Genomic DNA, 13,626 nt, shown 5'->3' on the forward strand with positions numbered 1-13,626 from the left:
ATGAATAGAGTAGCCTTAATTACTGGAGCAACAAGAGGGATCGGACGTAGTATCGCCATGCAGCTTGGCAAGTCAGGTTATATAGTGGTTGTAAATGGTACGAAACAAGTCTTAATCGATGAGGTTGTGCGCGAGATCCGCCAGGCAGGCGGAGAGGCGCTAGGGTACGCTGCTAATGTAGCCGATCCAGTCGCAGTCACTGCCATGGTAGGTGAGGTCATTGCCCGATACGGTCGTATCGAGGTATTGATAGCTAACGCGGGAATTGTGCAGGATCAGAAATGTCAACGTATGACGGATGAACAGTGGAAGACTGTTCTGGATGTGCATTTAAATGGTACTTATTATTGCATTCAACGAGTATTACCGCATATGCGTGAAACAGGTGGGGATATCCTGTTGATGACCTCTGCTGCTGGACTAGCAGGTTCCGTGGGTCAGGTGAATTACAGTGCAGCTAAGGCTGGAATACTCGGCATGATGTGGACGCTCGCAGCAGAGCTGAAACGTGACCAGATTAGGGTCAATGCGATTTCTCCAGCGGCGTTAACGGATATGACCAGACCAATAATTGACCATCTGAGGGAAAAACATGCCAGTCGGAATGAACCTTTGCCTGACTTTTGGAGAATAGGTGACCCGGAGGCTATTGCTTCCTTCGTGACTGCATTATTGAGGGAGTCTGACGCGGATTTAACCGGTGAAATCTTTGCTGTGAATGGATCAAAAGTGACAAAATGGGAGAAGCCTGCACCTGCATTTTCCGAGAACAGCATTGAGGCATTTTTTGCTGCTTGGCACCTTCAAAAGGGGAGTGAATAAATGCTTACCTTCGATCAAGTTTGTTTTTATTATAAAAAGGGACAACCTCTCCTGGAGGATATTAGCTTTACGATAGAAGCAGGGGAGTTTGTGGCGATAGTTGGCGCGAATGGTTCTGGCAAATCCACTATTGCAAAGCTCATGGACGGACTGCTGCTGCCACGAAAAGGGGCTGTACAATTTAAGAGCTTGGACACGGCAAAACCAACGGATCTTGCGGAGATCCATCAGCAAATCGGTTTTGTTTTTCAGAATCCAGAGGATCAGTTTATCACCACAACCGTTATGGATGAGGTGCTTTTTGGTTTGGAGAATATCCGTGTGCCGAGGGAGGAAATGCGCAGCCGATTGGATCATGCCTTGCAGGCCGTTCAAATGGAGGATTATCTGGAGGCTATGCCACATCAGTTATCTGGAGGTCAAAAGCAACGTGTCGCTATCGCAGCTATATTGGCGATGCGCCCGCAAGTCATTATTTTTGACGAGGCTACCTCAATGCTTGATCCTCAGGGAAGACAGCAGGTTCTTTCCATCATGCAAGAGCTGCATCGTCAAGGCCTGACCCTTATTCATATCACCCACCATATGGAGGAAGTGCTTGCAGCAGAACGCGTATTACTCCTGCACCAAGGACGACTTGAGTTTGACGGCGATCCACTGACTTTTTTTGAAACCATGCCTGTTGCGGACTATCAATTACATCTGCCCTTCGCAGTGCGTGTACATACATTGCTCCATTCAGCAGCACCGCTAACAGCCGATTGGAAGGGGATAATTCGATCACAATGGTCTACCAATTAAAAAATCTAAGTGTGAACTATGCCGATCATGTGGCTTTGCACAATATAAACTGCACTATTCCTGAGGGCAAATGGATTTCTATTATCGGTCCAACAGGCGCAGGAAAGTCTACCTTTGTCAAAGTGCTGAAGGGCTTGATTCCCACCGTAAAAGGAGACTATTGGATTAATCAGCAGCCTGCCAGCAGAGATGCCAAAGGGCGCTTAAAGGTTGTCCCTGAGTTGGGTTTCGTTTTTCAATATCCTGAGCATCAGCTATTCGAAACAACGGTGTATAAGGAGCTTGCTTTTGCTCTGAATCAACAGGGCGCTTCACGTCAGCAAATTACAGAGGCGATTGAAACGATTTTGCCACAAGTGGGTTTGCCTGAGGGAATTCTCCCCTTAAATCCATTCCAGTTAAGCGGTGGTGAAAAGCGCCGTGTAGCTATTGCCTCTGTACTGATGACAAATCCGAAGCTGCTGATTTTGGATGAACCGACAGCGGGTCTCGATCCTGCTAGCCAAGTGTCTTTGCTGAAGCTACTAAAGGAATGGCAGCAACAAGACAATCACACGATCCTCTTCGTTTCGCATCAGATGGATGATGTTGCCGAATACTCGGATGAGGTCATTGTTTTTCATGAAGGTCAGTTAAAAGGGCATCATGATATCAGAACATTGTTTCTGGAAAAGGAAGAATTACTGCTGGAACTTGGACTATCCTTGCCTGAACCCGTACAGCTCTTGAAGCTAATGGAGGAATTATCTGACCAGAAGATTGAAGTTGCCAGCTGTAAAGAGCAGGATATCCTCGAAGCGATTTTGCCGATTTGGCATTCGAGGGGGCAAGAGCATGGCTGATTCCGTATTAGTCGGTCAATATGTGGAGACACATTCGATTTTTCATCGTTTAGATCCTCGTACAAAGCTTGTAAGTATCGTGATACTCATGCTTAGCTTTATGATGCTTGGAACGGGGATTAGTTATGTTGTTGCAACCTTTTTTGTACTGGGAATGTTGTTACTGTCGAAAGTTCCTGTGCATTTTTTTTGGCGAGGGCTGCGGCCGGTATTATTTATTTTATTGTTTACTTTTGTTTACAATGCCGTGTTCACCAAAGGGACGGTTCTCTGGTCATGGTTTTTTATCGAGGTGACTGAAGAGGGACTGCGAACAGGATTACGTTTTGTATGGCGTATTATATTGCTCATCTTGTTAGCCTCAGTTCTAACCTTAACTACTAAGCCGCTGGACTTAGCTTATGGTCTGGAAAAGCTGCTTGCCCCTCTATCCAAATTGGGGGTACCCGTAGAACAGTTCTCTTTAATGATAGTGATTGCGATCCGTTTTATCCCTACCCTCAAGGAGGAGCTTGATCGTATCTTTCTCGCACAAAAGGCTAGAGGTTATGATCTTACAGTATTGTCACTGCCTAAACGGATATACGCGTACATTCCGATCATTATTCCTCTGCTCTTCACAACGATTCAACGTGCTGAACAGCTGAGCTATGCAATTGATGCGCGTGCTTATGGTAATGGTAAAGGAAGGACTTCTTTTAAAAGACTGCAATTTCAGCAGATAGATTATCTGGCAGGGGGAGTTGCCCTTTTATTTGCCGTGATTCTGCTTTGCTTAAAGATAGGAAAGGTGTAGATGAAGATGAAATGGAACACCCGTATTACGGAGTTATTGCACATAGAATATCCTATTATTCAAGGAGGACTTGCTTATTTAGGTTATGCAGACCTCGCGGCTGCGGTTTCAAATAGCGGTGGACTGGGTCAGGTCACAGCAATGAGTCTTCCGGATGCTGAGGCCTTACGTGCAGAAATACGGCGGGTACGAACACTAACAGACAAGCCATTTGGTGTTAATTTTGCTATCGGCATGCATGGGATTGGTTATGAAGACCGGGTGCAGGTCGCCATCGACGAGCAGGTTCCCGTGGTGAGCCTCACTGGAGGGAATCCAGCCCCTATACTGGAAATGTTACTGCCCACCCATATTAAAACGCTCGTGCTCGTCTCCTCACGCAGACAAGCCCAAAAGGCCGAACAATTAGGCGCTTCTGCAGTTATTGTTGTTGGGCAAGAGGGCGGGGGTCACTTAGGGCGTGACGATGTTGGAACCATGGTGCTCGTTCCTCAAGTGGTCGATGCGGTTAATATCCCTGTGATTGCTTCCGGAGGGATCGGAGATGGCCGTGGATGGATGGCTGCTCATGCGCTTGGGGCTGAGGGAATCGAAATGGGCACTCGTTTCGTTGCTACAGTGGAATGTGTGCACGCGGCTGTTTCTTATAAAAAAGCTTTAGTAGAAAGCTCAGAGTCGGATACGGTTGTAATCAAACGTTCTATTGGAGCACCCGCACGAGTGTTGCGTAGTGACTACATTGATCAAATTCTTGAAATCGAGCGCGTGACACCGACCTATGAAGCATTAAAAGAATATATCAGTGGTGCAGCCAACAAGCGCTGGATTTATGATGGTATCAAAGAAGAGGGCATCGGCTGGGCAGGTCAAGTAACAGGAATGATCCAAGATATACCTACAGTCGCGGAGCTGGTCGGCAGGATGGTTAAAGAGGCTGGGTCGATTCGCGGGATGTGGGGAACACAGGTTTAAATAAAAACAAACACAGAGCGGTGATTCTCTCATTATTGGAGGAATCGCTGCTCTGTGTTTTTGACCGTGGGCTTGTAATTCTTTTCTACAAATGAAGAATAGTCAGTTCCTTAGGGAAGCTTGTTAAGGTCTCTGCGCCTTCAGCTGTAATAATCAGATCATCTTCGATACGCACACCCGCTAGTCCAGGCACATAAATTCCTGGCTCAACGGTGAACACATTGCCGATCTCGATAATGTCATCGTTCTGTCCGTGAAGTGATGGATATTCATGAACATCCATGCCCAGTCCGTGTCCGACACGGTGCAAGAAATATTCCCCGAATCCAGCTTCCTCAATTACATCACGTGCAGCTTTGTCGACTGAGCCGAAAGGTGCTCCAGGATTGGAGGCAGCGATCCCAGCTTCGTTGGCAGCCAGCACAGTGTTATAAATAGTGATTAGCTTGTCGTCCACGGATTCAATTGCAAAGGTACGTGTAATATCAGAAGCATAACCATCGGCATACACCCCGATATCAAACATCAGGAAATCGCCTGGCTGAATGACCCGGTTGCCAGGAACACCGTGAGGTAGGGCAGTTTTCGGACCAGAAAGCACCATAGTGTCGAAGGAAGGACCGGAAGCGCCAACCTTTTTCATTAGATATTCTAGCTCCGCTACTAGATCGTTTTCTGTAACGCCTGTTTTTACGTGGGTAAGAACGCGGCGCAAGGCTTCCTCAACTAGCTCAGCGGCATGTTTCATGCGCTTAACTTCATCCGGGGTCTTTTTGGAGCGCATGCTGCGCAGCAATGGACCAATATCACTAAACCGTTCAGCTGGAACAGCAGCGGTTAGGTGTTCAAAACGGGCTACTGAGAAATGTTCCTTCTCTATGCCAAGAGTTCCAAGCTTGCTGCTGCCGAAACAATCTTTTAGCAGGTTATAGGGATTATCAGTGTCACTGTGAGTTAGGATTTTGGTGACCGAAGAAGCCGCTTGAGCCGCTTCTGCATCCAATGCAGGCAGAATGAGCATAGGCTCTTCTCCGCGTATCAGCAGCAGACCCAGAAAACGTTCATGCGGATCGCTGGCGAAGCCGGTTAAGTAGTAGACATGCTTGGGATCTGTTACGAGCAGGGCATCCAGACCTTCGCCCGCCATTTGCTGCTCTAGGCTTGTCAGAGCATTATTCATAGTTGGTGTTCCCCTTTCAACTTCACGATTAGAACTGCAATATTCCTATTATAGATCAAAAATAGACCAGACGCACCTGACGAACTATAACTATCGTTGGCTAATCATGACATGAAGCTTTTCTTAACCCTACTAGTTGGTGTAACATATCTTTAAATATACTTCTCCTAAGGTTAGGCTAAAGCTTATTCGGGTACGGTTGTTGAGAGAGGAGTGATTCTTGGAATGAGAGGAACAATCGCACTTGTTACCGGAGCGAATTCCGGTATGGGGCTGGCTACAACAGTTGAACTGGCTCGCAAGGGAGCCAAAGTCATTATGGTTTGCCGTAATCGCCAGCGGGGAGAAGAAGCACTTGCTGCCGCCAAACAAAAGAGCCACTCCGAGGATATCGAGCTCATGTTGTGTGATCTGGCTTCACTTGAGAGCATTCGCAGCTTTGCTGAGGAATTTACTATGAAATATCCGATGCTAGACATACTTATCAATAACGCCGGGGTAGTCACGATTAAGCGTCAGCTTACGAAGGACGGCTTTGAGATGGATCTTGGCGTAAATCATTTGGGGCATTTTCTACTTACAAATCTGTTACTTGAGTCGTTGCAGGCAGCAGAGCAAGGCCGTATCATTGTGGTTGCCTCCGGTGCTTACAAAATAGGTGCGCTCCATTATGAAGATCCAACCCTGGCTCGCCGTTTTAATCCTGCAAAAGCCTATGCCCGATCCAAGCTAGCCAATATTCTGTTCACGCGGGAGCTGGCTTCGCGTCTTCACGGAACAAGGGTGACGGTGAATTGCTTGCATCCAGGTGCAGTGGGGACGAATATAGGTGTAAACCGGCAGACAGGCTTCGGCAAGTCGGTACTTAAGTTACTCTCATACTTTTTCTTAACACCTGAACAAGGCGCCGATACAGCGATTTATTTGGCTACAGATCCTGATCTTGGAGAGGTAACCGGTCAATATTATTATCGAAGAAAGATTAAACAACTGTCTCCCAGAGCGCAGAATACAATAGAGGCCGAACGGCTGTGGCAATGGAGCCAGGAGCAGGTCGGCCTGAGTTAATTAACACATTTGGAGGAATTAAGGGATGAATTGGGAGAACAGCAGAATTGAAGATGCGACATCTGCAGACTTAGCAGCTATTGTAGATATTTATAACTCAACGATTGCTGGGAGGATGGTAACTGCAGATCTGGAACCCATTACTGTTGCAGACCGGGAGAAATGGTTTCTTGAGCATAACAGCCATCACCGTCCCTTATGGGTACTGAAGCAAGGAGATGAAATTGCAGCATGGTTCAGTTTTCAATCCTTCTATGGTCGTCCAGCGTATAATGTAACAGCAGAAATCAGCGTATACGTGAATGAAAAGTTCCGTGGTGGTGGTGCTGGCAGAATTCTTCTGACAGAGGCCATTGAGAAAGCTCCTAGTCTCGGAATTAAGAATCTAGTCGGCTTTGTGTTTGGACATAATGATCCAAGCCTTGGTTTGCTGAAAAAATTTGGTTTTAAAGAGTGGGGAATGCTGCCTGGTGTGGCTGAACTTGACGGTATAGAGCGCGATTTAGTCATTGTAGGCCTTAAAGTCTAAAATACCAGATAAAACGCTTACATTTTGAGAGTTGGATCTAGGTTATCGGTGTCGCAATCGACCCATTCTTTGGACCAACTCTGTAAGTCTCGGATGACTGATTCCAGGGCAAGACCTTTATCCGTCAAAGAATATTGGATTCGCACGGGGGTCTCTGGGAACACTTCTCGAAGAACGATCCCTTCCTGTTCCAGCTCTTTGAGCCGTTCGGAGAGCAGTCTTCCACTGATGGGCAATGCCGCTTCAATTACATTGAAACGTTGGGGTCCTTGAAGGAGCTGGTAGATAATTAAACCAGTCCAACGCCTGCCGATAATATCCATACTTTTTTGTAGCCGGGGACATAAATCATTGGACTTCATAGGGCTCACCTCTTAGTAAACATTATAAACGAAAAGACCAATAACTTAAACAAATTCCAATTTAATTCAGTACTAGAAAGGATGATGGACAGTGGCTAAAAAAAAGAAAATGCCTACCACACCAAGAGCCGCTACGAATGATGGTCCTGCTACGTTAAAAGACCTGCTAAGCAGTGATGTTCTAGGAAAGCTGAAGGCGCAATCTGATGCGTTGAAAGCGGAGGAAAATGACCGTAAAGAAGCTGCCCGTAAGGCAGTGGAAGATCAGCGCAAGGCTGAGCAGAAGCGGTTGGAGAATGATTTTGCACATCTGCTGGAGAACAGTAATCAGGATTGGAAGAAATTCAAATAAATCCTATGGCTTAGCGCTAAAAATATGGCAGAGATTAAAGAGGCACCCGTTAGGGTGTCTTTTTTTATGTAACTTAAGCAGATAAGCCTAAGTCTTAATTATTTTAAATTTAAGTATATGAAAGGGTTGACCCTCAAAGTGGGCTTAGGTATAATTTAAAACATTGCGAATGAAAATCATTATCATAATATCGCATTTGTAAACTATTAAACAGATAAGGAACAACTCATGAAACTAAAATATTTGTCCCTACTTCTAATAGTATTTTCATTTATATCTTTGTTTATAGGCGTTAAAAATATATCCCCATTAGATCTCTTTCATCTTACAGAATCTCAAGCACAGACCTTGCTGGTAAGCCGGATTCCCCGGTTAGCCGCATTGATTATCGCTGGAGTCAGCATGAGTATTGCCGGATTAATTATGCAACAGCTGTCACGCAATAAATTCGTCTCACCGACTACGGCAGGGACGATGGATTCCGCAAAATTTGGTATTCTCGTATCCCTCATGTTATTCACAGGCGCAACGCCAATGCAGAAATTGCTTGTTGCTTTTGTTTTTGCGCTATTGGGCACCTTTATTTTTATGAGAATCCTGGATCGGATCAAGTTCAAGGATAGTATTTTTATCCCGCTGGTCGGACTCATGTTCGGCAACATTGTAGGCTCGATTACAACATTTTTTGCGTATAAAAATGATTTGATTCAGAATATCTCATCTTGGATGCTTGGGGATTTCTCGACGATTATCAAAGGCCAATACGAATTAATTTATATCAGCATTCCACTTGTCATTCTGGCGTACCTCTTCGCTAATAAATTTACGGTAGCCGGTATGGGCGAGGATTTCTCCGTTAATCTTGGCATGAACTACAAAGCGGTGGTCAACGTGGGATTGGTAATTGTAGCGTTAATCTCTTCTGTTGTCATTTTAACCGTAGGTACGATTCCATTTCTGGGTCTAGTAGTACCTAACATTGTAACGTTGTACATAGGGGATAACCTCAAAAAAAGTCTGGCGCATACAGCCATTCTCGGAGCGGTGTTCCTCCTGTTCTGCGATATTCTGGGCAGGCTCATTATCTATCCATATGAAATATCAATCAGTCTCACGGTAGGCGTCATCGGTAGTGGTCTGTTTATCTACTTGCTGATGAGAAGAAAGGCGAACTAGAGATGAAGACAAAACTAACTATATTATCAATAAGTGCTGTCGCTCTCATCGTCTTGTTTATGACGTATCATGCTTTGGGAAATTGGGACTACGTTCTGCCCAGCCGGGGAAGAAAGCTGGCGGCCATTCTGATTACCGGAGCTGTGATAGCTGTCTCTACCGTAGTTTTTCAGAGCATCACGAACAATCGTATTTTGACACCAAGTATTCTCGGGCTCGATTCCCTGTACATGTTAATCCAGACGTTCGGTGTTTATGCCTTAGGTTCATCGAATATGACCTTTATGAATAAAAACATCAACTTCTTGTTCTCTGCGTGCCTCATGGTCCTGTTTTCAGGCGTATTGTATAAGCTAATGTTCCGTAGGGAAGGACAAAATATTTATTTCCTGCTGCTGGTAGGGCTGATCATGGGGACGATGTTCCAGAGCGCGTCTTCTTTTATGGAAGTGCTTATTGATCCGAACGAATTCCTGATTCTACAGGGGAAAATGTTCGCCAGCTTCAACAATGTCAGCAGTGACCTATTGATTCTTTCCACCATTGTTCTGACGCTAACTACGTTGTACTTCCTGCGATTTGTTAAGTATTTGGATGTTATTTCGCTTGGAAAAGACGAAGCCATTAATCTGGGGATCAATTATGACTATGTAGTCAAAAGGCTGCTAGTTATTGTATCTATCTACGTTTCGATCTCGACGGCTTTAGTGGGGCCAATCACTTTCTTAGGTTTGTTGGTAGCTAATGTAGGACACCAGTTGTTCCGTACCTATAAGCATGCCTATCTGATTCCTGGAACGATTCTGCTGAGCATTGTTGCGCTTGTCGGCGGGCAGTTCCTGGTCGAACGTGTTTTTGGATTCAATACTACGGTTAGTGTGATTATCAATTTTGCAGGCGGCGTCTACTTCGTCTATCTGCTGTTAAAGGAGAATAAGTCGTGGTAGAAGTTAAAAATTTAACCAAACGTTATGGCGGAGTAACCGTCGTTGATGATGTGTCCTTGTCCATTAAAAAGGGCGCAATCACCTCGTTTATCGGACCAAATGGTGCGGGTAAAAGTACACTGCTCTCCATGATCAGCAGACTTATCTCCAAAGACGCGGGAGAGGTGCTGATCGAAGGTAAGGAAATCGGTACCTGCAAAAGTAATGAGCTTGCTCGTAAAATATCGGTGTTAAAGCAGTCCAATCATATTAGCGTACGCCTCACTGTGAAGGAGCTCGTTTCTTTTGGGAGATTCCCGTATTCACAGGGGAAGCTGAGTCCGGAGGATCGGGCGTTCGTTGACGAAGCGATTGCTTACATGGATCTCCAAGAGATGCAGGATAAATATATTGATCAGCTCAGTGGAGGGCAACGCCAGCGGGCATATATTGCCATGGTCATGGCTCAGGATACAGAGTACATTCTGCTCGACGAACCGCTCAACAACCTTGATATGAAGCATTCCGTCCAAATTATGAAGGTGCTTCGCCGCTTGGTGGACGAGAAGGGGAAGACGATTGTGCTCGTTATCCACGATATTAACTTTGCTTCTTGTTACTCTGACTACATTGTTGCGCTTAAAAATGGAAGAGTAGCTTCCTCGGGTACAGCGGATGAAATTATAGATTCTGCAGTTCTTAAAGAGGTATATGACATGGACATTCCTATTGAAACTATAGGAGGCCGAAAAATCGGTGTCTATTTCTAAAAGGTAACTATTACTATGCGGATATTATTATGACGTAACGTAAGAAGTGAAAGGCGCCAGCTTCTTAACGCATACGCGAATAATTCAAATAGCTTCACTATAAAAATTAGGGGTGAATACATTGAAGAAGAACTTATCTTTACTGATTATGACAGTATTTCTTGCGGTAATCTTGGCGGCTTGCGGCTCCAATAATGCAGCAACTTCAAATAACAACACAGCAGCGGCAGGCAATTCGGAGGCTACTACTGCACCAACAACGGAAGCAACTACAGCACCGACAGAGCTTACTTTCAAGCATGCGCTTGGCGAAACAACTATCAAAAGCAATCCGCAAAAAGTGGTTGTTTTTGACTTCGGTACACTGGATACGCTGGATAAACTGGGCGTAGAGGTGACTGGAGTGCCTCAAAGTAATGTACCGGCTTATCTCTCTAAATATAACGATGCTAAATATGAGAATGTTGGTGGTTTGAAAGAGCCTGACTTCGAAAAAATAAACAGTCTTTCTCCGGACCTGATCATCATTTCCGGCAGACAACAGGATTCTTATGAAGAATTCAGCAAAATTGCACCTACTCTGTATGTGGCTGTAGATAATGCAAACTATATGGAATCTTTTACGAATAACGTGAAAATGCTGGGTCAAATTTTTGGAAAAGAAGCAGAAGTAGAAACTGAGCTTGCGACTATCAATGATTCCATCAAAGCTTTGAATACGAAGGCAACAGCTGATGGCAAAAAAGCACTTGTTATTCTCGCGAATGAAGGAAAAATCAGTGCTTACGGTGCAGGTTCCCGTTTTGGGATTATCCATGATGTGTTCGGATTTGCACAGGCAGATGATAAAATTGAAGTATCCACTCACGGACAAAGCGTATCTTACGAATATGTAGCGGATAAGAACCCGGATTATCTGTTTGTAGTAGACAGAGATGCGGTTGTGAAGAGTGATGGCGGTGAATCCGGTTCAGCTAAAAAAGCAGTTGAAAACGATCTAGTGAAGAATACAAATGCCTTTAAAAACGGTAAGATCATCTACTTGGATCCTAACTACTGGTATTTGTCCGGTGGCGGTTTAATATCCGTTAGCGAAATGCTCAAAGAAGTTGAAGTTGTTCTGTAAGCAGAGTAACTTGGTGAATTAAAAAGCCTGTTGGCGGGAGTAATACTCCTTGCCAGCAGGCTTTTTTCGCTTTTTTCCATAGATTTACTGGTATATTCATACTAGTTGCTAAATTTATCTGTAACTTTTCAGGCTGGGATACGTGGTTAGGTTAAGGGGGGAGTGCATGAAGCGAAATTCATTGGATGAAATATATCAGATGTATGTGATGGATATTTACCGCTATTTGCGCTCCCTTTGTGGTGATCATTATGCGGCTGAAGATTTGATGCAAGAAACCTTTTATCGCGCTTATCTACATTTGGAGAATTGTAAAGAAGAGAAGATTAAACCATGGCTGTTCCGTGTCGCTTATAACGCCTTCGTAGATTACAAGCGAAAGGAAGGCCGCAGTACAGTTCAGAGTGAGGATTATTTCAAAAAGCTTGCTCATCCAGATACCACAGAAAGCACACTGCTTCATCAGGAACGTTGGGAAGAGATGAGGATAGCGGTAAGTGAGCTACCGGACAATCAGAGAAATGCACTGCTGCTGCATGATTTTCATGGGCTGAGTTATCGGGAAGCATCGGACATTATGGATGTGGGCTTGTCCCAATATAAGATATTGATCTTTCGGGCCAGACAGAAGCTGCGTGAGGCAGAGCGGAGGAGAAATGAACATGAGTGAAGAGTTTAAGGAGAAGTTAAGAAGGTATGGTGAAGGCACTCTTGCTGATGAGGATAGGGATGAGGTTGAGCGTGAGTTAGAGAAGATGGAAGCTTACCAGGCTTATCTGGATGAACTCATGGGCGAAGAAAAGCCGGCTCCAGATGAGGAGAAGAGCATAAAATTCGGAAAGGGTAAAAGAAACAGACCCGGCAAAGAAAAAAAGATCATCCGCCGTGGCAAGTGGAAAGCACGTATATCGAATACTTTAACGGTGATTTCTGCGTTTTTGATTTTTTTGATTGTCAGCAGTATCATCACAGCGGTATTTTATAGCACTGGAGAAAGAGGAGAGACTTACCGTGATGTCGTTTCTTCCGCAATTGCTGTTTCACAGCCGAATACGATCGTCCATTTGAGTAGCGATTCCGGACCGTTTTTTAGTATGAATCTGCAGGGTGAAATAATAAAACAAATTGGTGATGCGCGGATTAATGTTGGAGATTATTCGATGAAGTTTCTATTAGGCTGGCCTAGAATCTATAGTTATTCATGGACATATGAACGCAGTGGGACAGGTAATTACTTTATCTATCCCATTGAGAACCAGTCTGCAGAAAATAGGATGGATGACAGCAGTGAGTGGGAAAAACTAGAGAAGCTCCCTGAAGGTACGGTAGGAGAAACCTATTTGTCTTTTGAACAATTTTTTACGACAGATGAGCTATTGAAGAAGTTTCAGCATAAAAATCTTGAACTTTTATGGTTCGCAGCAGATACAGGTCCAAGGACACAAGAGCCAGTAATAAATGATCCCTTAGGATTTCCAAGTATGCCTATCTGGCATGCTGATGATATGAAGGTGACACAAGAATCAAAGAAAAAGTGGGGTTGGTTTGGAGGGGTGACTAGCCGCACGAGTGTTTCTCCATCTGTTGACTCATATGGGGATGGTGAACTGCGTAATGCGAACTTCCTTAAGACACTGCACTTAATGCAGGAGCATAAATCGATCGCCAACAAGGTAATTCCGTTTATTGATCTGGATGACTCCATTAGCTATCTGGAGAAGAACGGAGTTAGGCTGTATGGAGCTGTCGTAACCGGTCCGGTTAAAGAGTTGCTCAAGTTAAAGGAAGAAAAATGGGTCAGTAATATTCATGTTGAAGAAGTAAGATTATGGAATTGGCAGGATAGAGAGAACTGAGTTGGGATGCTAAATACTGTAGAAGGTAGTAAGCGTAAATGATTTCTT

16 protein-coding genes are annotated in these 13,626 nt (G+C 44.6%); 14 read left to right on the top strand and 2 right to left on the bottom strand.

The window, feature by feature from the left end:
* The 5 genes from MKZ16_RS06200 to MKZ16_RS06220 are packed head-to-tail and all read left to right on the top strand — an operon-like array spanning window position 1 to window position 4,233.
* Entirely contained in the window at window positions 1-822 is an 822-nt protein-coding gene (locus MKZ16_RS06200; RefSeq protein ID WP_081386965.1) for an SDR family NAD(P)-dependent oxidoreductase, read from the top strand.
* Entirely contained in the window at window positions 823-1,623 is an 801-nt protein-coding gene (locus MKZ16_RS06205; protein ID WP_036681818.1) for an energy-coupling factor transporter ATPase, read from the top strand.
* Window positions 1,608-2,465 (top strand): ATP-binding cassette domain-containing protein, encoded by an 858-nt coding sequence (locus tag MKZ16_RS06210; RefSeq protein WP_038569181.1) that lies wholly within the window; start codon window positions 1,608-1,610, stop codon window positions 2,463-2,465. Before MKZ16_RS06205 ends, MKZ16_RS06210 begins: the two co-directional genes overlap by 16 nt.
* Window positions 2,458-3,261: an energy-coupling factor transporter transmembrane component T gene (locus tag MKZ16_RS06215; protein WP_076104814.1), complete on the top strand. Its 804-nt coding sequence runs from the start codon at window positions 2,458-2,460 to the stop codon at window positions 3,259-3,261. The genes MKZ16_RS06210 and MKZ16_RS06215 overlap by 8 nt, the downstream gene beginning before the upstream one ends.
* Before the next feature lie 6 nt (window positions 3,262-3,267).
* On the top strand, window positions 3,268-4,233 hold the full coding sequence (locus tag MKZ16_RS06220; RefSeq protein WP_076104854.1) for a nitronate monooxygenase family protein: 966 nt from the start codon (window positions 3,268-3,270) through the stop codon (window positions 4,231-4,233).
* 85 nt (window positions 4,234-4,318) lie between these two features.
* Here MKZ16_RS06220 and MKZ16_RS06225 read toward each other — a convergent pair whose 3' ends face one another.
* Window positions 4,319-5,413: a Xaa-Pro peptidase family protein gene (locus MKZ16_RS06225; protein ID WP_036681827.1), complete on the bottom strand. Its 1,095-nt coding sequence runs from the start codon at window positions 5,411-5,413 to the stop codon at window positions 4,319-4,321.
* A gap of 225 nt (window positions 5,414-5,638) precedes the next feature.
* Here MKZ16_RS06225 and MKZ16_RS06230 point away from each other — a divergent pair, with 225 nt between their 5' ends.
* The gene (locus tag MKZ16_RS06230; protein WP_076104813.1) at window positions 5,639-6,481 is read left to right on the top strand and encodes an SDR family oxidoreductase; all 843 of its coding nucleotides are present in this window, start codon (window positions 5,639-5,641) and stop codon (window positions 6,479-6,481) included.
* 25 nt (window positions 6,482-6,506) lie between these two features.
* Window positions 6,507-7,010, top strand: a complete 504-nt coding sequence (locus tag MKZ16_RS06235) for a GNAT family N-acetyltransferase (RefSeq protein WP_076104812.1) — start codon at window positions 6,507-6,509, stop codon at window positions 7,008-7,010.
* Between the two features lie 17 nt (window positions 7,011-7,027).
* Here MKZ16_RS06235 and MKZ16_RS06240 read toward each other — a convergent pair whose 3' ends face one another.
* Window positions 7,028-7,372, bottom strand: coding sequence for a helix-turn-helix domain-containing protein (locus tag MKZ16_RS06240; protein WP_076104811.1), 345 nt, complete (start codon window positions 7,370-7,372; stop codon window positions 7,028-7,030).
* Between the two features lie 91 nt (window positions 7,373-7,463).
* On the opposite strand from MKZ16_RS06240, the gene MKZ16_RS06245 reads away from it, so the two are divergent.
* The 7 genes from MKZ16_RS06245 (at window position 7,464) to MKZ16_RS06275 (ending at window position 13,578) form a co-directional block, all read left to right on the top strand.
* The gene (locus MKZ16_RS06245; RefSeq protein WP_076104810.1) at window positions 7,464-7,724 is read left to right on the top strand and encodes a YqkE family protein; all 261 of its coding nucleotides are present in this window, start codon (window positions 7,464-7,466) and stop codon (window positions 7,722-7,724) included.
* A 228-nt stretch (window positions 7,725-7,952) separates the two neighbouring features.
* The gene (locus MKZ16_RS06250; protein WP_076104809.1) at window positions 7,953-8,900 is read left to right on the top strand and encodes an ABC transporter permease; all 948 of its coding nucleotides are present in this window, start codon (window positions 7,953-7,955) and stop codon (window positions 8,898-8,900) included.
* A 2-nt stretch (window positions 8,901-8,902) separates the two neighbouring features.
* Window positions 8,903-9,847 carry an iron chelate uptake ABC transporter family permease subunit gene (locus MKZ16_RS06255; protein WP_036681842.1) on the top strand — a complete coding sequence of 315 codons (945 nt, stop codon included), beginning with the start codon at window positions 8,903-8,905 and terminating at the stop codon, window positions 9,845-9,847.
* Window positions 9,841-10,596, top strand: coding sequence for an ABC transporter ATP-binding protein (locus MKZ16_RS06260; protein WP_036681845.1), 756 nt, complete (start codon window positions 9,841-9,843; stop codon window positions 10,594-10,596). Before MKZ16_RS06255 ends, MKZ16_RS06260 begins: the two co-directional genes overlap by 7 nt.
* Before the next feature lie 121 nt (window positions 10,597-10,717).
* Window positions 10,718-11,722 (top strand): siderophore ABC transporter substrate-binding protein, encoded by a 1,005-nt coding sequence (locus tag MKZ16_RS06265; RefSeq protein ID WP_303396593.1) that lies wholly within the window; start codon window positions 10,718-10,720, stop codon window positions 11,720-11,722.
* 166 nt (window positions 11,723-11,888) lie between these two features.
* Entirely contained in the window at window positions 11,889-12,392 is a 504-nt protein-coding gene (locus tag MKZ16_RS06270; protein WP_038569189.1) for a sigma-70 family RNA polymerase sigma factor, read from the top strand.
* Window positions 12,385-13,578 carry an anti-sigma factor gene (locus tag MKZ16_RS06275; RefSeq protein ID WP_076104808.1) on the top strand — a complete coding sequence of 398 codons (1,194 nt, stop codon included), beginning with the start codon at window positions 12,385-12,387 and terminating at the stop codon, window positions 13,576-13,578. Before MKZ16_RS06270 ends, MKZ16_RS06275 begins: the two co-directional genes overlap by 8 nt.
* The last annotated feature ends 48 nt before the right edge of the window (window positions 13,579-13,626 follow it).

Origin of the sequence: Paenibacillus sp. FSL R5-0928 (assembly GCF_037970385.1) — a bacterium.
In the GTDB taxonomy this organism is placed as follows: Bacteria; Bacillota; Bacilli; order Paenibacillales; family Paenibacillaceae; genus Paenibacillus_AQ; species Paenibacillus_AQ odorifer.

What these genes read in the sequence shown, in the direction of transcription:
- MKZ16_RS06200 (WP_081386965.1), top strand. Translation starts at nt 1, where the DNA reads ATGAATAGAGTAGCCTTAATTACTGGAGCAACAAGAGGGATCGGACGT.
- MKZ16_RS06205 (WP_036681818.1), top strand. Translation starts at nt 823, where the DNA reads ATGCTTACCTTCGATCAAGTTTGTTTTTATTATAAAAAGGGACAACCT.
- MKZ16_RS06210 (WP_038569181.1), top strand. Translation starts at nt 1,608, where the DNA reads ATGGTCTACCAATTAAAAAATCTAAGTGTGAACTATGCCGATCATGTG.
- MKZ16_RS06215 (WP_076104814.1), top strand. Translation starts at nt 2,458, where the DNA reads ATGGCTGATTCCGTATTAGTCGGTCAATATGTGGAGACACATTCGATT.
- MKZ16_RS06220 (WP_076104854.1), top strand. Translation starts at nt 3,268, where the DNA reads ATGAAATGGAACACCCGTATTACGGAGTTATTGCACATAGAATATCCT.
- MKZ16_RS06225 (WP_036681827.1), bottom strand. Translation starts at nt 5,413, where the DNA reads ATGAATAATGCTCTGACAAGCCTAGAGCAGCAAATGGCGGGCGAAGGT.
- MKZ16_RS06230 (WP_076104813.1), top strand. Translation starts at nt 5,639, where the DNA reads ATGAGAGGAACAATCGCACTTGTTACCGGAGCGAATTCCGGTATGGGG.
- MKZ16_RS06235 (WP_076104812.1), top strand. Translation starts at nt 6,507, where the DNA reads ATGAATTGGGAGAACAGCAGAATTGAAGATGCGACATCTGCAGACTTA.
- MKZ16_RS06240 (WP_076104811.1), bottom strand. Translation starts at nt 7,372, where the DNA reads ATGAAGTCCAATGATTTATGTCCCCGGCTACAAAAAAGTATGGATATT.
- MKZ16_RS06250 (WP_076104809.1), top strand. Translation starts at nt 7,953, where the DNA reads ATGAAACTAAAATATTTGTCCCTACTTCTAATAGTATTTTCATTTATA.
- MKZ16_RS06255 (WP_036681842.1), top strand. Translation starts at nt 8,903, where the DNA reads ATGAAGACAAAACTAACTATATTATCAATAAGTGCTGTCGCTCTCATC.
- MKZ16_RS06270 (WP_038569189.1), top strand. Translation starts at nt 11,889, where the DNA reads ATGAAGCGAAATTCATTGGATGAAATATATCAGATGTATGTGATGGAT.
- MKZ16_RS06275 (WP_076104808.1), top strand. Translation starts at nt 12,385, where the DNA reads ATGAGTGAAGAGTTTAAGGAGAAGTTAAGAAGGTATGGTGAAGGCACT.